At 72.7% G+C, this 19,488-nt stretch carries 19 protein-coding genes; 14 read left to right on the top strand and 5 right to left on the bottom strand.

Going from position 1 to position 19,488, the window contains the following annotated elements; all coding sequences use genetic code 11:
* The first annotated feature begins 82 nt into the window (after nt 1–82).
* The 4 genes from ABC766_RS19220 to ABC766_RS19205 all read left to right on the top strand — a co-directional run bounded on the left by ABC766_RS19220 (nt 83) and on the right by ABC766_RS19205 (nt 2,376).
* A complete protein-coding gene (locus tag ABC766_RS19220) occupies nt 83–508 on the top strand; it encodes a response regulator transcription factor (protein WP_342142269.1) in 426 nt (141 codons plus the stop codon).
* Nucleotides 509–886: 378 nt separating this feature from the next.
* Nucleotides 887–1,255, top strand: coding sequence for an SPW repeat protein (locus tag ABC766_RS19215; protein ID WP_342142268.1), 369 nt, complete (start codon nt 887–889; stop codon nt 1,253–1,255).
* Nucleotides 1,256–1,338: 83 nt separating this feature from the next.
* Complete coding sequence (locus tag ABC766_RS19210) at nt 1,339–1,563, top strand: hypothetical protein (protein WP_043354335.1); 225 nt, start codon at nt 1,339–1,341, stop codon at nt 1,561–1,563.
* Nucleotides 1,564–1,683: 120 nt separating this feature from the next.
* On the top strand, nt 1,684–2,376 hold the full coding sequence (locus tag ABC766_RS19205) for a helix-turn-helix domain-containing protein (RefSeq protein WP_043354333.1): 693 nt from the start codon (nt 1,684–1,686) through the stop codon (nt 2,374–2,376).
* 47 nt (nt 2,377–2,423) lie between these two features.
* Here the strand turns inward: ABC766_RS19205 and ABC766_RS19200 are convergent, their stop codons facing one another.
* The 4 genes from ABC766_RS19200 to ABC766_RS19185 all read right to left on the bottom strand — a co-directional run bounded on the left by ABC766_RS19200 (nt 2,424) and on the right by ABC766_RS19185 (nt 6,852).
* Nucleotides 2,424–3,284, bottom strand: coding sequence for a universal stress protein (locus tag ABC766_RS19200; RefSeq protein WP_342142267.1), 861 nt, complete (start codon nt 3,282–3,284; stop codon nt 2,424–2,426).
* Between the two features lie 107 nt (nt 3,285–3,391).
* Nucleotides 3,392–3,706, bottom strand: coding sequence for a hypothetical protein (locus tag ABC766_RS19195; RefSeq protein ID WP_043387212.1), 315 nt, complete (start codon nt 3,704–3,706; stop codon nt 3,392–3,394).
* A gap of 55 nt (nt 3,707–3,761) precedes the next feature.
* Entirely contained in the window at nt 3,762–6,458 is a 2,697-nt protein-coding gene (locus ABC766_RS19190; RefSeq protein ID WP_345819255.1) for a cation-transporting P-type ATPase, read from the bottom strand.
* The gene (locus ABC766_RS19185) at nt 6,451–6,852 is read right to left on the bottom strand and encodes a DUF6455 family protein (RefSeq protein ID WP_342142266.1); all 402 of its coding nucleotides are present in this window, start codon (nt 6,850–6,852) and stop codon (nt 6,451–6,453) included. The genes ABC766_RS19190 and ABC766_RS19185 overlap by 8 nt, the downstream gene beginning before the upstream one ends.
* Nucleotides 6,853–6,990: 138 nt before the next feature.
* Between ABC766_RS19185 and ABC766_RS19180 the strand changes: the two genes are divergently transcribed.
* The 9 genes from ABC766_RS19180 to ABC766_RS19140 all read left to right on the top strand — a co-directional run bounded on the left by ABC766_RS19180 (nt 6,991) and on the right by ABC766_RS19140 (nt 16,200).
* Nucleotides 6,991–7,464, top strand: coding sequence for an SPW repeat protein (locus ABC766_RS19180; protein WP_342142265.1), 474 nt, complete (start codon nt 6,991–6,993; stop codon nt 7,462–7,464).
* A complete protein-coding gene (locus ABC766_RS19175) occupies nt 7,425–9,083 on the top strand; it encodes an AAA family ATPase (RefSeq protein WP_345819253.1) in 1,659 nt (552 codons plus the stop codon). Before ABC766_RS19180 ends, ABC766_RS19175 begins: the two co-directional genes overlap by 40 nt.
* A 73-nt stretch (nt 9,084–9,156) precedes the next feature.
* A complete protein-coding gene (locus ABC766_RS19170) occupies nt 9,157–10,518 on the top strand; it encodes a S41 family peptidase (RefSeq protein WP_345819252.1) in 1,362 nt (453 codons plus the stop codon).
* A 39-nt stretch (nt 10,519–10,557) separates the two neighbouring features.
* Nucleotides 10,558–13,161, top strand: a complete 2,604-nt coding sequence (gene mgtA / locus ABC766_RS19165; protein WP_345819251.1) for a magnesium-translocating P-type ATPase — start codon at nt 10,558–10,560, stop codon at nt 13,159–13,161.
* A gap of 90 nt (nt 13,162–13,251) precedes the next feature.
* Complete coding sequence (locus tag ABC766_RS19160) at nt 13,252–13,599, top strand: DUF1476 domain-containing protein (RefSeq protein WP_043352687.1); 348 nt, start codon at nt 13,252–13,254, stop codon at nt 13,597–13,599.
* 80 nt (nt 13,600–13,679) lie between these two features.
* Complete coding sequence (locus ABC766_RS19155) at nt 13,680–14,330, top strand: BON domain-containing protein (protein ID WP_043352676.1); 651 nt, start codon at nt 13,680–13,682, stop codon at nt 14,328–14,330.
* Between the two features lie 11 nt (nt 14,331–14,341).
* Nucleotides 14,342–14,818 (top strand): hypothetical protein, encoded by a 477-nt coding sequence (locus ABC766_RS19150; RefSeq protein WP_342142261.1) that lies wholly within the window; start codon nt 14,342–14,344, stop codon nt 14,816–14,818.
* Nucleotides 14,815–15,069, top strand: coding sequence for a hypothetical protein (locus ABC766_RS19145; protein ID WP_345819250.1), 255 nt, complete (start codon nt 14,815–14,817; stop codon nt 15,067–15,069). The genes ABC766_RS19150 and ABC766_RS19145 overlap by 4 nt, the downstream gene beginning before the upstream one ends.
* Nucleotides 15,070–15,486: 417 nt before the next feature.
* Nucleotides 15,487–16,200, top strand: coding sequence for a Crp/Fnr family transcriptional regulator (locus ABC766_RS19140; protein ID WP_342142260.1), 714 nt, complete (start codon nt 15,487–15,489; stop codon nt 16,198–16,200).
* Between the two features lie 402 nt (nt 16,201–16,602).
* Here ABC766_RS19140 and ABC766_RS19135 read toward each other — a convergent pair whose 3' ends face one another.
* Nucleotides 16,603–19,149 carry a phosphoketolase family protein gene (locus ABC766_RS19135; RefSeq protein ID WP_345819249.1) on the bottom strand — a complete coding sequence of 849 codons (2,547 nt, stop codon included), beginning with the start codon at nt 19,147–19,149 and terminating at the stop codon, nt 16,603–16,605.
* Nucleotides 19,150–19,281: 132 nt separating this feature from the next.
* On the opposite strand from ABC766_RS19135, the gene ABC766_RS19130 reads away from it, so the two are divergent.
* Entirely contained in the window at nt 19,282–19,482 is a 201-nt protein-coding gene (locus ABC766_RS19130) for a hypothetical protein (protein ID WP_287089667.1), read from the top strand.
* Nucleotides 19,483–19,488 lie beyond the last annotated feature (6 nt).

Here is a 19,488-nt window from a genome sequence, read left to right as displayed (position 1 = left end):
GGATCGCGCCCCATCCTGGCGGTCCCGAACCCGGACCGGCACCCCGCCGACGAACCCGCCGATCCAGCCGCCGATACACCTCATGCCTGCCCTGACCGACCTCATCTACGTGGTGGACGACGACGCGGCCGTCCTCCACTCCACCCGCTTCCTCCTGGAAAGCGAGGGCCTCCGGGTCGCGACCTTCGCGGACGGACCGGAACTGCTGGCAGCCTTCCCGGGGCCCAGCCCGGCCTTCGTCCTCCTCGACCACGTCCTGCCGGGGCTCGACGGCCTGGAAGTCTGCGCCAGGCTCCACGACCTCGATGCCCGCGTGCCCGTGGTCCTGATCACCGGACACCCCGACCCCGCCATCCGCGCCCGGGCCCGCGCCGCCGGGATCCCGCTGGTCGACAAGCCCCTCGCCTTCGACGCGCTCCTTGGGCTCCTCGCCCCGGACGCCGCCCGAGACGCCGCCCGAGACACCGCCCCGGCGCCACGCCCCGCGCCCCTCCCCCAGCCGGCCTGACCACACCCGACGGAAACCAGATCGGCAAACCGGCGCGCGCCGGCGTGCCCGAGGCCGAGGCCGAGCTACCCTGGCCGAGGCGACCGCGGCGCCCGCATGCGGCGGCGGACGATCCGAAGGGCCCTGAGCGCGCCGTCACAGCGTGCGGCCAAGCAAAAGATCCGGCCCACGTCGCTCTTGTCTCCACGGCACGACGACTTGCCAAGCTTATTCATGAACATTGCAGCGAAACCTGCACAAAGATCTTGAGCTGGATCAATGTACCGCCGCACCAATACGGAGACCCTGAAAATCGGGAAGGCGGCAGGCCGTCTGCCGCTCGTGCTCCGGACGCCCGCTCAGTCCGGCCGCCGGGGCCCCTTCGTCAGGGGGAAGCCGATGAGAACCATCGAGAATCGAACCGAGGACATGATCCCGAACGCGCTCAACATCCTCCTCGGGATCACGCTCGTCCTCGCACCCTGGTATCTGGAGTTGAGCTACGATTCCGCCGCCGCACGCAACGCCTTTCTCAGCGGCAGCGCCATCACCGTCGTCGCGTTGCTGGCCCTCGGCCGGACCTACGATTGGGAAGAGTGCCTCAACCTCGCCCTCGGCCTATGGGCGGCCATGGCGCCGTGGGCACTGGGCTTCGCGGAGACCAGGGGCGCCATGGGGGTGCATGTCGGGGTCGGGCTCGCGGTGGCCGCCCTGGCCGCGTTCGAACTCCGGCGGCTCTACGTGTCGCCCCAGGCGCGCTCGGTCTGAGGCGGCCGGGCGCCGGAACGGCCGCGGCAGCCCTGCGCCGCGCGCGGCCGCGTCCCTCACGGCATCGTTTCCAGGAGGCTGCCATGCCCCTCGACCCCGTCGCGCTCGCGGCCGCCGCGTCCTTCACGGTCGGCTGCGCGGGCATCCACGCCCTGCGCCGTCATGCCGATGTCCTCACGCTGGTTCTGGGCGTGCTGGCATACGGGCTCGCCACCCTGGTGGGCGCCCTCCTCGCGGGGCGCTCCGGCCTGCCCGGGCTCCCCGACCCGGTTCCCGCCTGGGCATTCGCGACGACCGCGGGCCTCTGAGCCCGACGCGCGGTACTACGTAATTGTCCGTAAGCAAGTTCGCTTAAGACACGAACCGGAATTTCATCGCTCTCCGAGGACGGCCAATCTCGCTCCCACGACGAGGTGAGGAGCGAAGCGATGAGCACCGACTACACCGCACGGACGTCCACGCAGATCCCGGCAGGCCATTCGGCGCCCTTCCCGAGCCTGGACGCAAGCGCCCTGTTCGCGGGCTGCCCCGAGGTGATCGGGACGCCGTTCTCCTACGCCCGCGAGGAGGAAGTCTACGGCGAGGGCGAGGAGGCCGAGTTCGTCTACAAGGTCGTCAGCGGCGCGGTGCGCACGCACAAGGTGCTGAGCGACGGCCGTCGTCAGATCACCGGCTTCCGCCTGCCCGGCGACCTGTTCGGGTTCGAGCAGGGCAAGATCCACCGCCACAGCGCCGAGGCGCTCACCGACACCAAGGTGCTGATCTTCAAACGGCGGCAGGTCGAGCGCGCCGCGACCGACCGGGCCGAGTTCGCCTGCCAGCTCTGGGACATGGCCACGAACGATCTGAGGCACGCCCAGGATCACATGCTGCTGCTCGGGCGCCGCTCGGCGGCGGAGCGCGTGGCAAGCTTCCTCATCGACGTGGACGCACGCCTGGGCGGCACCGGGACCTTCGCCCTTCCGATGACCCGGCGCGACATCGCCGACTTTCTCGGGCTGACCATCGAGACCGTGTCGCGCACCCTTTCGCAGCTGGAGGAGGACGGGGCCCTGCAACGCGTCGGCGGCCGCCAGGTCAGCCTGAGACGGGCCCGGCTCCACCGCATGATCGAGGACTGAACGCGACGCCGCCCCGGCGGGCCGCGACGGATCGTACTGCCGCGCCGTCAATGGGCGAGGAACAGCGGAAGGGGGCTGCGGGCCAGGAGCGACTGGGTCACGCCGCCGAAGAACCATTCCTTCAGGCGGGCGTGCCGGTAGGCGCCCATCACCAGCATGTCGGCGCGGAACAGCCCCGCCTGGGTCCTGAGCGTCTCCGCGACGTCGTCGACGACCGGCAGGACGTTCACCGACACGGTCACGCCGTGGCGCGCGAGGTGCGGCGCGAACTCGGCGCCGGCGACCGCGGCCGAAAGGTCCTTCTCGCCGACGACGGACACGATCTCGACCGCCTCGGCGGCGCGCAGGAACGGCAGGGCATCGTTCGCCGCCCGCGCGGCCTGGGCGCTGCCGTCCCAGGCGACGACGATCCGACCGGCAGGCCAGGCCGAGCAGCCCGCAGGCACCACGATGAGCGGGCGACCGCTGCCGAACAGGAGTCCGTCGATCAGGTCGCGGTCGAGATCGACCTCCCGCGCCTCCGCGTCCAGGATGGTCAGGTCGGCGAGGCGGGCGCGGGCGGTGAGCCGGGCGATCAGATCCGGGTAGGCCAGCGCGGGCGCCTCGGTCGTACAGGTCACCCCCGCACGGGTGGCATCCCCGGCGGCGCGTTCGGCGACGGCCTGGGCGAGGACGCGCAGGCGCCGGTTCTCGTCCGCGACGAGGCCGTCGACGAACCCCAATCCCGCGCCGCCCACCATGGTGAGACGGCGGGCCGCGGACTGGACGGTGAGGTGGGCGCCCGCCGCGGCGGCGAGCGTGAGGCCATAGCCAAGCGCCGTTCCGGGCTCGTCGCCGCGGCCCTCCTCGGTGACGGCGACCAGGATGTCGCGCAAGGCGTTGAGGGGCGATGAGGACGGGAGGGACATGAGAGCTCCGGGCTGCCGATCGCCCGAGTCTCGACGGGTGCGGCCGCTCGACCTTGATCCAGCTCAACGCCGGACCGTCGGCGACCGCGCCGGATCATCCCATCCGGTCAGGGCTTCTTGCGGAAGCGGGACACGAACCGCTCCACCGCCCGCGCCATCGCTTCGAGCCGCGGCTTCAGCGCCGGGATGTCCTCGCTCAGGAGGGCGAAGCCGAGGGGCAGCATCCAGAGGCCGAGGATCGGCAGGAACGACAGCAAGCCGCCGCCGATCAGGGCGAGCGCCGCCGCCAACCGCGCCGGCCGCCGCGAGGGTTTCCTCAGCCACGTGACCGCATCGCGCAGGCGCCCGGGAAGGCGGCCGGTCAGCCGCTCCACCCGTGCGTCCCAATCCGCTGCGGTCGGGTCCGTCGTGATCCTGCTCATGGACGACAGCTTACACGAAGGCGCGCGGGCCGTGGGCGCGGAGGGGCACCGGACCTCACGTCGGACGGCCGTCGCGCCCGGACGGCCGGCGGGCTCCTGCCGCCAGGGTGGCGAGTTGGACGACCAGGAGCGGTGCGAGGCTCACCGAGAGGACGAGCATCCAGCCGTTCCGATCGAGCGGGACGAGGCCCAGCAGGCGGCCGACCGGCGGGAGATAGGCCGGGCCGACGAGCAGCGCCGTGCACAGGAGCAGGGCGGCCCAGACCCAGGGATTCCGGGTGACCTCGTTGCGGAGGAGCGGCGCGCTGGAGGCGCGCATGTTGAACACCTGCCAGAGCTGCGCGAAGGCGAGCGTCAGGAACGTGACGGTCACGACCGAGGCCGGATCGAAGGCGAGCCAGAACGTGGCGGCGGCGCCGGCCGCGAAGGTCGCCGCCGTCATCGCGGCGGCGTGCAGGCCGATCCGCGTCCATTGCGCCCGCCCCAGAATGGGCTCCTTCGGATCCCGCGGCGGTCGCCGGAGGATGTCGTCCCGGCCTTCGCCGAGGGCCAGGGCGAAGGCCGGGAACACGTCGGTCACGACGTTCAGGTAGAGGATCTGCATCGGCAGGATCGGTAGCGGCAGCGTCGACACGACCGCGAGCCCGACGACCATCACCTCGCTCAGGTTGCAGGCCAGCAGATAGGTGACGAACCGGCGGATGTTGTCGAAGATGATCCGCCCCTCGCGGATCGCGCCCACGATGGTCGGGAAGGCATCGTCGAGGAGGATCATGGCGGCGGCCTCGCGCGCCACGTCCGTCCCCCGCCGGCCCATCGCGACGCCGATATCCGCCTGCCTCAGCGCCGGGGCGTCGTTGACGCCGTCGCCGGTCATGGCGACGACCTCGCCCTTCGCCTGGTAGGCGCGGACCAGCGCCAGCTTCTCGGCCGGGCTCACGCGGGCGAAGACCGCGACATCCTCCAGCCCGTCCGGCAGGCCGGCATCGGGGACGCCCTCCGCGATGCGGTCCCCCGGACCGGCGAGACCGACCGCGAGGGCGATGCTCCGGGCGGTTACGGCGTGATCGCCGGTGACCATCACCGCGCGGATGCCCGCGGCGCGGCAGGCCGCCATCGCCGCCGGCACGTCCTCCCGGGCCGGGTCCTCCAACCCGACCAGCCCGAGGAACGTGAGATCCTCGAAGGGCGGGCATCCCGGGTCCGCGACCGTCCTCTCGGCGCAGGCGATGACCCGCAGGCCCCGTGCCCCCAGATCCTCGACGCGGCGTCGCCACAGGGTGCGGTCGCCCGCGTCGAGGGGACGATCATGCGCACCGTCACCGGTGCGCCGCGAGGCGGCGAGCACGGCCTCCGGGGCGCCCTTGACCGCCACCCAGAAGCCCGGCCCCGCAGCATGGACGGTGGCCATCATGCGGACGGCCGCCTCGAAAGCGTGCTTTCCCACGAGAGGCCGGTCGCGCCCGAGGGCCGCGCGGTCGAGGCCGGCGGACCGCCCCGCCCGCAGGAGCGCCTGTTCCATCGGGTCGCCGCTGCCGTCTCCGGCGCCCGATCCGAGCGCGGCGTCGTTGCAGAGCACCGCAACGCGGAGCAGGCGTCCGGCTTCGATCGAGGGCCCTCCCTCGGCCAGGTCCCCCTGCCCGGAGGGCAGCGACAATTGCCGCACCGTCATCCGGTTCTCGGTGAGCGTCCCCGTCTTGTCGGTCAGGATGACCGTCGTGGCGCCGAGCGTTTCGACGGCCGACAGGCGCTCGATCAGCGCGTTCCTGCGGGCCATCCGCCACATGCCGCGCGCGAGCACCAGAGTCGCGACGATGGGCAGGCCTTCCGGAATGGCCGCGACCGACAGCGCGATGCTGGCCTCGGTCATGAGGCGGAGATCCTTGCCGGTTGCGATGCCGAGGCCGGCCAGGAGAACGGCCACCCCCAGGACCGCCCAGACCATCTGGCCGGACAGGCGGCCCAGGCGCCGTTCCAGGGGCGACCCCTCCGGGTCGGCCTGCGCGACGAGGCGCGACACCGCCCCGAGTTCGGTCGCCGCGCCGGTCGCGACCACGACACCCGCACCGCTCCCGCGGGTGACCAGCGTGCCCCGGAACAGCATCGACGCGCGCTCCGCGAGGCGTGCCTCCGCGGCGACCGGCTGTGCCGACTTGTCCACCGGCACGGATTCCCCCGTGAGGGTCGACTCGTCGGCGCCCAGGTTCGACGCCTCGACCAGCCGGATGTCGGCCGGGACCGCATCGCCGCCCTCGATCAGCACGATGTCGCCCGGGACGAGATCCTCGGCGGGCAGGACCCGGATGTGCCCGTCGCGGCGGACGCGGGCCGAGCGCGTCCCGAGCGACCGCAAGCCCTCGACGGATCGGACCGCCCGAAGCTCGGTGAAGAAGCCGAGGCCGGTATTGATGGCCAGCACCGCGATGACGGCGGCCGCCTCCTGCCAATCCCCGAAGTAGAGCGAGAGCCCGCCGGCCGCGGCGAGCAGGTAGACGACGGGGCTCGCGAGTTGATGCAGGAGCAGGGACAGCCTGCCGGCCCTCTCGGTCGTGGCGATCACGTTCGCGCCGAACCGCGCGCGCCGTTGCCGGGCCTCCGCATCGGTCAGGCCCGCGGGCAGGGCGGTCTCGAAACGCCCTGGAACCTCCGCGACCGGCAGGGCATGGACGGGTTTCGTCCCCGCCGCCGGGCACCCGGTCGCGGCCGGGGGGCTGGGCCATTCGGGATCCTCGGCCGGATCCCGCTCAAGCATGGCGCAGCCGGTCGAGGCGCGCGGCGTTCGGGCAGAAGTCCGGGTAGGTGCGGCCCGCCGTTCCGGCCCGGAGCTCGCGTTCGCAGCGGCTCCGCGCGCCGCAGGCCAGGCAAGCGGCCTCGAGCGCCCGCATGGTCTCGGGCTCGCTCCGCCGAACGGCTTCGGGGTCGAGCTGCAGGCGTCGCATCAGGCTGACGACGCCCTGGAGCTTCGCGCCGGCTTCCGGCGACAGGCCGGCGGGCGCCGCGGCGTCGGCCTCCATCATCGTCTCCATCATCTCCTGGTCGATGCCCCGGATTTCCTGCGCCGCCTTCAGGAGGCAGCACCATCCGGTCATCGCGGCGGCGACGCCGAATGGATCGAAGGGGTCGGTCTTGTCGGCTGGTGCGGCCATCACAGACTCCTGAAAGTCCCTGCGTGCCCCACCGCGGCGGCGGTGCCCTTGATCCATCTCAAGGCCGATCCGGCGACATCGGCGCACATCTCGGTCGGCGGCGGCCCAGGGCCCGCCACACCCCGGGGACGAGGGGCGATGCGCACCATCGACAACCAGCCGGAAGACATCTTCCTGGGCGGCTGGAACCTCGCGCTGGGCGCGGGCCTGATCCTGGCGCCCTGGTACTTCGGCTTCGGGTCCGAGGGCACCGCGGCCTGGAACGCCTGGATCACCGGGGCGACGATCCTGGCCTTGGCGGCCCTGACGCTGACGCGCACCCGTGAGGGGGAGGTGTACGCCATCGGGGCGGCCGGTCTCTGGTCCTGCGCGGCCCCCTGGGCGCTGGGCTTCCAGGACGCCGCGGCCTGGGCTCACGTGGGCCTCGGCGTCGCCCTCCTCGTCTCGGCCGGATCCTGGCTGTGGCGGCTGCGGGACCTGCCCGCTTCCCAGAAATCGGCCCAGAAATCCGCTCGGCAAACCGCGCCGCCCGCGGCCCGCGCGACGCCCAGGGTCAGCGAGGATCGATCCGCATGTCGACCGGGGACCAGGACGCCGTCGCCGCGTTCCTGACGCAGGCCCTGTCGGGCATGGGACAGGTGGAGACCGTAACCACCCACATCTCCCGGCTCTTCCTGGCCGGCAGCCGCGTGTTCAAGCTCAAGCGCGCCGTCCGCTTCCCCTATCTCGACTTCTCGACCCCCGAGCGGCGCCTCGCCGCCTGCGAGGCCGAGGTCGTGCTCAACCGCCGCACGGCACCCGCGCTCTACCTCGGCGCCCGGCGGATCACGCGCGGACCGGACGGGGGCCTGGCCTTCGACGGGACCGGGAACCTCGTCGACGCCGTGGTCGAGATGCGGCGGTTCCCGGAGGCGGACCTGTTCGACACCCTGGCGTGCGAGGGTCGCCTCGGACCGGACCATATCGCGGACCTTGCCCAGGTCATCGCCGCCTTCCATGCCGGCGCGGAGATTCACCGCGACAAGGGCGGGGCCGCCGCCCTGACGGCGCTCGTCGACTTGAACGCGGCGGCGCTCCGGGCGACGGGGCTCGCCTCGACCGGCGCGGTGGCGACGCTGACGGCGCGGTTCCGGGCGGTTCTGGCGCGGCATGCCCCCCTGCTCGACGCCCGCCGCGCCGCCGGCAAGGTCCGCCGCTGCCACGGCGACCTCACCTTGCGCAACATCTGCCTGTTCGAGGGCAAGCCGACGCCGTTCGACTGCATCGAGTTCAGCGAGACCATCGCGACAACCGACATCCTGTACGACCTCGCCTTCGTCCTCATGGACCTCTGGCACCGGTCGCGCTTCGACCTCGCCAACCTCCTGCTCAATCGCTACCTCGATGGGGCGGACGAGACCGACGGTCTCGGATTGCTGCCGGTCCTGATGGCGCTGCGCGCGGTGATCCGCGCCCACGTCACGGCGGCTCAAGCGGCGGACGGAACCGGCGCGGCCGCCGCCGCCAGGACCGCCGAGGCGCGCGCGTATCTCGCCCTCGGGGAAGACCTGCTGACCGACAGGCCGGCGGGCCTCCTGGCGGTCGGCGGCTTCAGCGGTTCCGGCAAGTCGAGCGTCGCGGCGGCGGCGGCCCCCTGGATCGGCGCGGCCCCGGGCGCCCGGATCCTGTCGAGCGATCGGATCCGCAAGCGCCTGCACGGGGTCGACGCCCTGACGCGGCTCCCGGCGGCGGCTTATGCCCAGACCGTGTCGCGGCGCGTCTACGCGATCCTGCGGCGGGACGCCGGGCGGGTCCTGGCCGCGGGCCATTGCGTCGTCGCCGATGCGGTCTTCGACCGACCGACCGAGCGGGCGCAGATCGAGGCCCTCGCCCGAGACCGGGGGGCCCGGTTCTGCGGCGTCTGGCTGGAGGCCCCGGCCCCATTGCTCGCGCGCCGCATCGACAGCCGCGCCGGCGACCCTTCGGATGCCACCGCGGCGGTCCTGGCGGCCCAGGTCGCGCGGGGTCGCGGCGCCCTCGCGTGGCACGAGCTCCGCGCCGATCAGCCCGTGGACGCGTTGCGCGCGACGGTCCTGTCGCTCCTGGGGAGCGTCGGCGTGACGGGCTGGCCGGCGGCCCGGCCATCCGACGGGTCACCGGCGACCCCGACCCCGCCGGATCGGCCGGAGCGGGCAGCGAGCATTCCGACGACGATCGCCATCGCGCAGGGCCCGCCTCCGCACACGCGGTGACGTTGACGCACGTCAAGGCGAGGCCGGGCGCGGAGAGCCATCCTCACCGCGCGCGTGGACGTCGAACCGGGCGATGCCGTTCAAACCGATCGCAAGCAAGGCGGCACGCGACCGGTCGGCCCCCGGTCGCGGCGCCGCGTGCTGCCTCGCCGGGGCAGCCTGGCTCGCCGGCGCCGCCGGCGCGCTGCTCACGAGCCCCGCCGCACCCGATGCCGGCCTACGCCCGGACGGGTTCCAGGACTCGCCCTATCGGGACCTGCGGCTCTTCGGGGCCGCATTCCACGCCATCCGGTCACGGGCGGCCGACATGCGCGGCGACGGTCCGTTGATCGACGCTGCCATCGTCGGGATGCTCGCCGCGCTGGACCGGCATTCACACTACCTCACCGCGGCCGAGTTCCGCCGGCTCGATGAGCAGGATACGGGGAGCTATGCCGGCATCGGCGTGGTCGTCGACGCGGACGGGACGGTGCGGCGCACGCTTCCCGATGCCCCGGCCGCGCGCGCCGGCCTCACGCCCGGGACAATCATCCAAGAGATCGACGGCGTCGCCATCGGGCGCATCGCGCCCGACCAGGTCGCCGACCGCCTGCGCGGAGAGCCGGACTCGGCGGTGCGCGTGCGGGTCGTCCGGCCGGGCGAGCCTGCCCCGGCCGAGATGGTCCTGATCCGGGAGTGGCTGCCGCTGCATCCGGTGCGCCTGAAAGCCCTGGATACCGTCGCCTATCTCGGGCTCGACCACTTCGACGAATTCACGACCGGCCGGCTGCTCAGGGCGGTGGCGAACCTGAAGGCCGGCATCGGCCGTGACAGGCTCACGGGATTCATCCTGGACCTGCGCGGCAATCCGGGGGGCCTCGTCGTGCAGGCCGTCGCGGTGGCCGGGGCCTTCCTCGGACGGGGCGAGATCGTGCGACTGGTCGGCCGGGACCCCGGCAGCGTCGAGCGGTTCGCGCTGGACAGGACCGGTGCCGACGTGATCGACGGCCTTCCGCTGGTCGTGCTCGTCGACGGCGGGACCGCGTCCGCGGCCGAGATCGTCGCCGGCGCCCTTCAGGATCACCGGCGCGCGATTCTCATCGGGACGCGCACCTACGGCAAGGGGGCGGTCCAGACCACCTATGCCCATCGCGACGGGCGCGCGCTGCGCCTCACCACGGCCTGGTTCGTCACGCCCGCGGGCCGCCGGGTGGACGGCAACGGCATCGCACCCGACCGCGTGGTGACCCCGGACGGCATGGCGGCCGGGACGCAGGGCCGCCTATCGCCGGAGCCCGGTGCGGGCGGCGGCTCGCTGCAGGACGGCTTCGTCGCGGACGGCCTCATCGATCCGTCGCGGGACCGGCCGTTGACGGCGGCCGTGCAGCATCTGCTGGCCGTCAGCCAGAGCGGCGGCGGCTTGATCCACCGCAACGACCCCAGTCCCAACCGGTGATGTCGTGCCGCCGCGAGCGGGACAGCGACGGGTCGACCCATGGAGATGACGGCGGTTCCGGCGCGCGCGCGCGACATCGCCACTCCGACGGAGCTGTCGTCGCCCGGGCCGAGCGGGGCGTTCTGGGTGCGCGGCCTCGAGACGCTCTGCGCCGAGCTCCGATGCGGGCTCGACGGGCTCGGCGCGGTCGACGCCACGCGACGGCTCGAACGCTACGGGCCGAACAGCGATGCCGGGACGCGGGCCGGCGGCGCCCTGCAGGCCGTGCTCCGCCGCCTGCTCGAACCGCTCGCCCTGATCCTGATCGCGGCCGGCCTCGTCTCGGTCGTGACCGGCGACGTGGTGGGAGGCGTCATCATCGTCGCCATCCTCGGCCTGTCCATCGGACTCGACACGGTGCAGGAGGGCCACGCCACACGGGCTGCCGAGGCCCTGCGCCACACGGTGGCGCTGAAGGCCGAGGTCAGGCGGGACGGCAGCTTCGTCACGGTCCCGGTGGAGCAGGTGGTTCCCGGCGACATCCTGCGCATGCGGGCCGGCGACATCGTCCCGGCCGATGCCCTCGTGATCGACGGCGACGCCTTCACGGTGGCCGAGGCCGCCCTGACCGGCGAGCCCTACCCGGTGGAGAAGCGGGCCGGGCCGGTGACGTCTCCAGAGTCGGCGGAGGCCTCGAACGCCGTGTTCCGCGGCGCCGTCGTGCGGACGGGCAAGGCAACCGCCCTCGTCGTCGCGACCGGCCCCGCCACGATGTTCGGCGCGGCGGCCTCGGTTCTGGCCGAGGCGCGGGCATCCTCGCCCTTCCAGCGCGACCTCCACGCCTTCGGGCTCATGGTCGCCCGGCTGACCCTGGCCCTGGTGCTCAGCGTCCTGGCCGCCCGCGTCGTGCTCGGCCGCCCCGTGCTCGACTCCCTCCTGTTCGCGGTCGCGCTCGCCGTCGGCCTCACCCCGGAACTGCTGCCGATGGTCACGACGGTGACGCTCTCGCGGGGCGCTCTGCGCATGGCGGCCCGCAAGGTCATCGTGAAGCGGCTCGCCGCGATCCACGACCTCGGCGCGATGACGGTGCTGTGCACCGACAAGACCGGGACGCTGACCTCGGCCGAGATCGCCCTGGGCCGCAGCCTCGATCCGGCGGGCCGCGAGGACGCGCGGCCGTCGCGGCTCGCGGCGGTCGCGGCCGATCTCGGCGGGGATCGCAGCTCGCTCGACGCGGCCCTCGTCGACCATCACCCGAACGCGGGCCGGGCGTGGGTCCTGGCCGGCCAGCGGGCCTTCGACTACGGGCGCCGCACCGGGTCGGTCCTCGCGCAGGGACCGGAGGGGCCGCTGCTGATCCTGAAGGGCGCGCCGGAGGCGGTCCTGGCGCTGTGCACCGCGCGCCGCGCCGGCGAGGGGACGGAGCCGATGGGCCCGGAGGAACGTGGCGCGGCCCTCGGGCAGGTCCGGAGCCTGGCCGAGGAGGGGCTGCGCACCATCGCGGTCGCGTCGCGGCCCTGGTCGGGGCCCATGCGGCCGCCCGGAACCGCGGACGAGGCCGACCTCGTCTTCGAGGGCTTCTGCGCCTTCGCCGACCCGCCCAAACCGACGGCCGCCGCCGCCGTCACGCGGCTCGCGCGCGCCGGCGTGCGCCTGAAGATCCTGTCCGGCGACGACCCGGTGGTCGTGCGCCGCCTTGCCAGCCTCGTCGGGCTTCACACCACCACGGTCCTGTCCGGCTCCGAGGTCGCGGCCCTGAGCGATGCGGCGCTCGCGGTGCAGGCCCGCAAGGTGGACGCCTTCGGACGGCTCACCCCGGACCAGAAGGCGCGCATCGTGCGGGCGCTTCAGGCCAGGGGCGCGATCGTGGGCTTCCTGGGTGACGGCATCAACGACGCGCCGGGTCTCGCGCAGGCCGATATCGGCCTCTCCGTCGAGGGCGCGACCGGGGTCGCGCAGGCCGCGGCCGACATGATCCTGCTCGCCTCGGACCTTGCGGTCGTCGCCGACGGCGTCGAGGAGGGGCGGCGGACCTTCACCAACATCCTGAAATACATCCGCATGGGCGCGAGCTCGAACTTCGGCAACATGCTCTCGATGGCGGTCGCCTCGGTGACGCTGCCGTTCCTCCCGATGCTGCCGACGCAGATCCTTCTCAACAACCTGCTCTACGACCTCTCGGAGGTCGGCATCCCCTTCGACCATGTGGCTCCGTCCGCGACCGCCCGGCCACAGGTCTGGGACATGGCGGCCATCCTCCGGTTCGCGGGCGTGATGGGCCCGCTCTCGTCGCTGTTCGACCTCCTGACCTTCGGCGCCCTGCTCTTCCTCTTCGGTGCCTCGGCGGAGGAATTCCGGACGGCCTGGTTCCTCGAATCCATGGCGACGCAGATCCTCGTGATCTTCGTCATCCGGACGAGCGGGCGCCCCTGGCGGGATCGTCCGAGCGCGGCGCTGGCATGCTCCTCGCTCGCCGCGCTGGCGGCCGCGCTGGCCCTTCCCTTCACGCCGGCAGGGCCTTGGTTCGGCTTCCAGGCCCCGCCCCTGCCGACGCTCCTCGGCATCGCGCTGATCACCCTCGCCTACCTCGCGGCGGTCGAGACCGTGAAGCCCTGGGCCGCCCGCCCGCCGCACCGCGCCCGCCATCGGCGCGCCGAACCTTGATCTGCCTCAAGGCCGGCGGCGCCGGCCGGTTGAAGGATGGCCGAACCGCAGCCGGCGCGGTCCGGCACCGCTCACGGGATGGAGGCTTCCATGACCACGACGTTCGACGAGCGCGAGCGAGCCGCCGAACGCCGCTTCGTCCAGGAGGAAGAGGCGCGGTTCCACGCCCGCAACCGGCGCAACCGGCTCCTGGCCGCCTGGGCCTCCGAGCGGATGAACCTGACCGGCCAGGCGGCGGAAGACTACGTCACCGCCGTCACGGAGTACGCCGTCGTGACCGAGGACGAAGCGCTGATCGACAGGCTTCGGTCGGATCTCGGGGCGGCCGGCATCGACGCGACGATCCCCCGCCTGCGCACGGAGCTGGAGCGGTGCGCCGCGCTCGCCCAGGCCGAGCGGCGCGTCGGCGTCGCGCTGAATCGAGGCTCCTCCGTCTAGGCCGCGCCGCAGCGCCGAGGAGCCCCCGCGCCATCGCGCCAGCCAGAACGATCGGGAGACACGCCATGAGGAAGGACCCCATGACCGACAAGGACCTGCGCCGGGCGGTGCTCGACGAACTCGACTTCGACCCGAGCCTGGACGCCGGGGATATCGGCGTCGCCGTCTCCGAAGGGGTGGTGACGCTCACCGGCCATGTCGGCAGTTACGCCGAGAAGGTGGAGGCGGAGCGCGCCGTGCGCCGCGTCCGGGGCGTGCGCGCCATCGCGCAGGAGATCGCGGTCCGCTACGCCGATGAGAAGAAGGTGGCCGACGACCAGATCGCCGCCCGGGCGCTCGCGATCATCGACTGGTCGGTGCATCTGCCGAAGGACGCCATCCAGGTGAAGGTGGCCGGCGGCTGGGTCACGCTGACCGGCACGGTGGACTGGCAGTACCAAGTGGCGGGCGCCGAGGCGGCCGTCCGGAAGCTCACCGGCGTGCACGGCGTGACCAACCTCATCGAAATCCGGCGGCAGGTGCCCCCGGCGGCGGTCAAGGACAAGATCCTGGAGGCGTTCCGGCGGGGCGCCCTGTTCGAGGCGGAGGGGATCAAGGTCACCGTCACGGGGGACAAGGTGACCCTGGAAGGGGCGGTGACGGCCTGGGCCGAGCGCGATGCGGCCGAGCGCGCCGCGTGGTCGGTGCCGGGCGTGCGCGCCGTCGAGGACCGCATCGTGGCCCTGAGCTGAGGAGGACCGCCATGTCCGGCGAATCGCACGCGCTCGACGCCGCCCCGCTCCAGGGTGGACGACCTCCGGGGAAACCCGATGCCCGGCCCGGACTGTCTCGCGTGACGCTGACGCTGGCGCGCTGCCCGGAGCATCCGGACGGCAGCACCGGACGGGGCTACGAGATCGTGGCGCCCCTCACGCCAGACGGGCACCTCGACCCGGCGCTCTGGCGCGAGACCCGCGACCGGTGCCGCGTCCGCCGCTTCTGGATCGGCGAGCCGGACCGGCACGGCCGCCTGGTGCACCGGGCCGGTGGCGAGGGCGGCGCGACTTGGCTGATCGACTACGAGGACTGGACGAACGAGGATGACGAGGCCGGCTACCATCTGGGTACCCACGTTTTCGTCGAAGGCGAGTACGTCTCGATCCGGGATGCCGGCGGCGCGGCCTACCGCACGTTCAAGGTCGCCCGCCTCACCCATCCGGACGGCGGGGACGGATCATGACGGGCGGGGGCGCGGACTGTCCCGTACTGCCCCTGTGCCCGCCTCCGTCGGAGTTCGGGCCCGCCGAGAGCACCCTTCTGACGCTGTGGCGCACCTTCTGGCGCGATCTGCCTCTCGCCCGGGCCGGCGCGGTCGACCGTCTCCTGTACCGATGGGTGCAGCCGGCCGACATCGCAGCCCGTTCCGTCGGTTCGACGGAGGGGCGCGACGGCCGCGATGGCGGGGTCGGGATGGGGGGTGTGCGCGCGTGAGCGCGATGGAGCGTGCAGCCCCCCGCCGTCCCTCACGGTGCGGCGATGATCTCCGGGGGCCGCCGGGCGGCAGGCGGTGCATCGTGCCGCGATGCCGGATGGCGTGGAGGCTTCGAACCGGGCGCCTTTGATCCACCGCAAGGCACGACCGCGGCGCGGCGCCGACCTGTTTCCATCCAGCGAGACTGGGGGCGCATGATGTCGATAGCCGAAGGGAAGACGCGCTCAAGGCTGAGCCACGAAGCGATCACCGCCCAGGGATGCGAGGCGGCGCAATCCCCCCCTGGCCCGACACGGCCCCCGACACAGCCCCAGACACTACCGCCGACACTCCCCCTGGCACGCGCCCGGGACGCGCAGACGGGCCGGCGGAAGTTCGCCCGCGACCCCACGCGCCCGTCGGGCGTGGATTGGACCTTGACCATCCGGCGCAGGCTGGATCGGTCCGGCGGCGTCTGGGCCGCGGAGATCGATGCCCTCGCCGCATCCGTAGCCCGGGTCGTGAACGTCGAGGCGGACACGGACATCGTGCGCGAGGGCGACACGCCGACCGAATGCCGCCTTCTGCTGGAGGGTTGGACGTGCCGGTACGTCCCCTTGAAGGACGGCAGGCCGCAGATCCTCGGCCTGCAACTCGCCGGCGACGCCCTGGACCTGCAGGGCTTTCTGCGGGGCGAGATGGATCATGTCATCGCCACGCTCACCCCATGCCGCATCGGCATCATTCCGCACGGCGTCCTGCACGGGCTCGTCGAGCGGCATCCCGGCATCGGCCGTCTGATTCAGGTCGAAACCGCCACCGAGGCGGCCATAACCCGCCGCTGGCTCCTGAATGCGGGGCACCGTCAAGCCTATGCGGGGATGGCGCACCTGATCTGCGAACTCTTCACCCGGGCCGCGGCGGCCGGGATGACCGAGGCCTTCCGATTTCCGATGCCCCTGACGCAGACGGAACTCGGCAGCGCCCTGGGCCTCACATCGGTCCACGCGAACCGGACCATGAAGAGGCTCCAGCAGGCCGGGCTCGTGTCCAAGCGATGCCGATGGATGACCATCGAGGACTGGGACGGTCTCCGGAAGGTCGCCGAATTCGACCCTGCCTACCTGAACCTGGATTTCCCGCCCCCCTGACCCGGTGTGGACACGGCCCGGGTTCGGCTCCCCCCGGATCCGGGTTTGGAGCGGCCCTCGCGGAGGGACTCATCCGCGATTGCGTCCAGCCCGGGGGATGGCGCGGCCCCGAAGACGGCCCGAAGACGCCTCGAAGACGCCTCGGGCGGCACGCGCGCTTCGGGCCGTCGCGACACCCCGAAGGTCGGGCACCGATACCGTGATCGCAGTCAGGAAGGGACGCCCGGGGGGTTCGTCCAGCGCGCCCAGCACCGGCGCGTCGAGGCCTCCGATCGGGAGCGCCGCTCATGACCGGTGTCGGCGACCGCGGGCGCGCCACGCCGGGTCGTCGGCACCCGGCCGGGACAGGGCGCGGCGCAGGCTGGAGGCGCCGGCGTCGAGGACGCGGATCATCGCCCGGCCTCAGGTGACGACCGTCCAGTCGTCCAGGGTTTCGCCCGGGCGAGGCTCTTCGCCCGTGGTCGGACCGCACTGCATGATGTCGCCGTCGATCCGCCGACGGTCCGGATGCGGATGCGCATGCCGGTCCGGCCAGACCCAATCCCGCACCTCCGGCAGGTCGTCGCCGGTGCGACGGACATACGCGTGATGGGCCGCCAAGGCATCCCGCAGCGCCTGCTCGGCATGCTCGGCGCATGCCCCGAGATGGGGGACCGTCTGCAGCGCGGCGAGCGCGAGGTGGAAGCGGTCGAGGCGGTTCAGCACGCACATGTCGAAGGGCGTCGTGGTCGTGCCCTCCTCGATGAAGCCGTGGACGTGGAAGTTGCCATGGTTCGTCCGCCTGTAGGTCAGCCGATGGATGAGCCACGGATAGCCGTGATAGGCGAACACCACGGGCCGATCGGAGGTGAACAGGCTGTCGAAGGTTGCGTCGTCGAGCCCGTGGGGGTGCGTCTCGGGCGCAGGCAGCGTCATCAGGTCGACGACGTTCACCACCCGGACCTTGAGCGCGGGGACATGTCGGCGCAGCCAATCCACCGCGGCGAGCGTCTCCTGGGTCGGCACGTCGCCCGCGCAGGCCATCACCACGTCCGGCTCCCCCGCACCCTCGTTGGAGGCCCAGTCCCAGATGTCGACGCCGGCCGCGCAATGGCGGACGGCCTCGTCCAGACTCAACCACTGCAGGGCCGGCTGCTTGCCGGCCACGACGACGTTGATGCGGTCGTAGGTGCGCAGGCAATGGTCCATGACGCAGAGCAGGGTGTTCGCGTCCGGCGGCAGGTAGATGCGGGCCGTGTCGCCCCGCTTGTTCGCCACGAAGTCGATGAAGCCGGGGTCCTGGTGGCTGAAGCCGTTGTGGTCCTGCCGCCAGACATGGGACGAGAGAAGGATGTTGAGGGACGGCACCGGCCGGCGCCAGGGCAGGTCGCGCGCGGATTTCAGCCACTTGGCGTGCTGGTTCACCATCGAATCGACCACGTGGGCGAAGGCCTCGTAAGTCGCGAACAGGCCGTGCCGCCCGGTCAGCACGTAGCCCTCCAGCCAGCCCTCGCAGAGGTGCTCGCTCAGCACCTCCATGACGCGGCCGTCGCGGGCGAGGTTCTCGTCGCCCGGCAGGATCGCCTCCTGCCAGGCGCGGCTCGTCACCGCGAAGACCGCGTCGAGGCGGTTCGAGGCGGTCTCGTCCGGCCCCATGATGCGGAAGTTGCGCGCCTGCGCGTTCAGGGTCAGCACCTCCCGAAGGTAGGCCCCGAGCGCGCGGGTGGCCTCGGCCCTGGTGCGGCCGGGCTCCGGCACCGCGACGGCCGCCACGCTCAGGTCGGGTAGGCGCAGGGGCGCGCACTTGTGCGCGTTGGCGTGCGGATTGGCCGAGATGCGCCGCGCCCCCTTCGGCGACAGCGCGGCGAGTTCCGGGACGAGGGCGCCGTCCTCCGCGAACAGCTCCTCCGGACGATAGGAGCGCATCCAGGCTTCCAGGATCGCCCGGTGCTCCGCGTTCTCCCGGACGGCGGCGACCGGCACTTGGTGCGCACGCCATGTGCCCTCGACGAGCTTGCCGTCCACACAATGCGGCCCCGTCCAGCCCTTGGGGCTGCGCAGCACGATCATGGGCCAGCGGGGCCGCTCGACGGCGCCACGTCCGGCGCGCGCCCGGATCTCCGCGATGGTGTCGAAGGCGGCGTCGAGGGCCGTGGCCATGGCCTGGTGCATCGGGGCCGGGTCGTCGCCCTCGACGAAGACCGGCGCGTAGCCGTAGCCGACGAGAAGGCTGCGCAGCTCGTCCGCGGGTATGCGGGCGAGGACCGTCGGGCTGGCGATCTTGTAGCCGTTGAGGTGCAGGATCGGCAGGACCGTGCCGTCGGAGCGCGGGTCGAGGAACTTGTTCGCGTGCCAGGCGGCGGCGAGCGGCCCGGTCTCGGCCTCGCCGTCCCCGACGATGCAGGCGACGGTCAGGCCCGGGTTGTCGAGGGCTGCCCCGAACGCATGCGCCAGAGAGTAGCCGAGTTCGCCGCCCTCGTGGATCGAGCCCGGCAGCTCGGGCGAGGCGTGGCTCGGGATGCCGCCGGGGAACGAGAACTGCCGGAACAGGCGGCCCATCCCGACCGCGTCCCGGGCCACGTCCGGGTAGATTTCGCTGTAGGTGCCCTCCAGGTAGGCGTTGGCCACGAGACCCGGCGCACCGTGGCCCGGTCCCCAAACGGCGATCATGTCGAGGTCGCGCTGCCGGATGATCCGGTTCAGGTGCGCGTAGATGAAGTTGAGGCCGGGCGTCGTCCCCCAGTGGCCGAGGAGCCGCGGCTTGACGTGCTCCGCCTTGAGCGGCTCGCGCAGGAGCGGGTTGGCCATGAGGTAGATCTGCCCGACCGACAGGTAGTTGGCGGCGCGCCAGTAGGCGTCGATCGTCCCGAGGCCATCGGGTCCGAGCGGCCCGGGCACGAAGGCCAGACCGTGTCCGTCGTCCCGGCCTTCGCCGTCGTGGCGCTCCTTCGAGCCGTGCCTCGCGTCCATGTCGGCCTCCCGGCGGATCCGTAACCCGGGGCGGACCCTGCCGGGGGCCGGGCCCGGCGGCGTTGAGGTGGATCAAGGCCCTCCCCGGGCAGGACGGCAAGATGGCCCCGTCAGCCAAGACGGGAGCGAACGATGACCCTGGTGCTTCGATCCACCCACATCCGGACGGTGCGCCGCGTATGGATGCCGCTCAGGCTCGAGCCGCGGAACGACGCGGGCGGGCGCGTCGTGGCGGATGGCTACCACTACGGGCGCATCGGCAGTCTGCAGGCCCTGGCCCTGGCCATCGCGGCCTCGGCGGTGACGACTGTGCTGCTCTGGCTGGTCCTCTGAACCGAG

This window comes from Methylobacterium fujisawaense, assembly GCF_039619325.1.
Classification (GTDB): domain Bacteria; phylum Pseudomonadota; class Alphaproteobacteria; order Rhizobiales; family Beijerinckiaceae; genus Methylobacterium; species Methylobacterium fujisawaense.
This window is presented reverse-complemented; position numbering and strand designations above follow the sequence as displayed.

Excerpts from the sequence above, each read along its gene's own strand:
- ABC766_RS19220 (WP_342142269.1), top strand. The coding sequence starts at position 83 with ATGCCTGCCCTGACCGACCTCATCTACGTGGTGGACGACGACGCGGCC.
- ABC766_RS19215 (WP_342142268.1), top strand. The coding sequence starts at position 887 with ATGAGAACCATCGAGAATCGAACCGAGGACATGATCCCGAACGCGCTC.
- ABC766_RS19210 (WP_043354335.1), top strand. The coding sequence starts at position 1,339 with ATGCCCCTCGACCCCGTCGCGCTCGCGGCCGCCGCGTCCTTCACGGTC.
- ABC766_RS19205 (WP_043354333.1), top strand. The coding sequence starts at position 1,684 with ATGAGCACCGACTACACCGCACGGACGTCCACGCAGATCCCGGCAGGC.
- ABC766_RS19200 (WP_342142267.1), bottom strand. The coding sequence starts at position 3,284 with ATGTCCCTCCCGTCCTCATCGCCCCTCAACGCCTTGCGCGACATCCTG.
- ABC766_RS19195 (WP_043387212.1), bottom strand. The coding sequence starts at position 3,706 with ATGAGCAGGATCACGACGGACCCGACCGCAGCGGATTGGGACGCACGG.
- ABC766_RS19190 (WP_345819255.1), bottom strand. The coding sequence starts at position 6,458 with ATGCTTGAGCGGGATCCGGCCGAGGATCCCGAATGGCCCAGCCCCCCG.
- ABC766_RS19185 (WP_342142266.1), bottom strand. The coding sequence starts at position 6,852 with ATGGCCGCACCAGCCGACAAGACCGACCCCTTCGATCCATTCGGCGTC.
- ABC766_RS19180 (WP_342142265.1), top strand. The coding sequence starts at position 6,991 with ATGCGCACCATCGACAACCAGCCGGAAGACATCTTCCTGGGCGGCTGG.
- ABC766_RS19175 (WP_345819253.1), top strand. The coding sequence starts at position 7,425 with ATGTCGACCGGGGACCAGGACGCCGTCGCCGCGTTCCTGACGCAGGCC.
- ABC766_RS19170 (WP_345819252.1), top strand. The coding sequence starts at position 9,157 with ATGCCGTTCAAACCGATCGCAAGCAAGGCGGCACGCGACCGGTCGGCC.
- mgtA (WP_345819251.1), top strand. The coding sequence starts at position 10,558 with ATGGAGATGACGGCGGTTCCGGCGCGCGCGCGCGACATCGCCACTCCG.
- ABC766_RS19160 (WP_043352687.1), top strand. The coding sequence starts at position 13,252 with ATGACCACGACGTTCGACGAGCGCGAGCGAGCCGCCGAACGCCGCTTC.
- ABC766_RS19155 (WP_043352676.1), top strand. The coding sequence starts at position 13,680 with ATGACCGACAAGGACCTGCGCCGGGCGGTGCTCGACGAACTCGACTTC.
- ABC766_RS19150 (WP_342142261.1), top strand. The coding sequence starts at position 14,342 with ATGTCCGGCGAATCGCACGCGCTCGACGCCGCCCCGCTCCAGGGTGGA.
- ABC766_RS19145 (WP_345819250.1), top strand. The coding sequence starts at position 14,815 with ATGACGGGCGGGGGCGCGGACTGTCCCGTACTGCCCCTGTGCCCGCCT.
- ABC766_RS19135 (WP_345819249.1), bottom strand. The coding sequence starts at position 19,149 with ATGGACGCGAGGCACGGCTCGAAGGAGCGCCACGACGGCGAAGGCCGG.
- ABC766_RS19130 (WP_287089667.1), top strand. The coding sequence starts at position 19,282 with ATGACCCTGGTGCTTCGATCCACCCACATCCGGACGGTGCGCCGCGTA.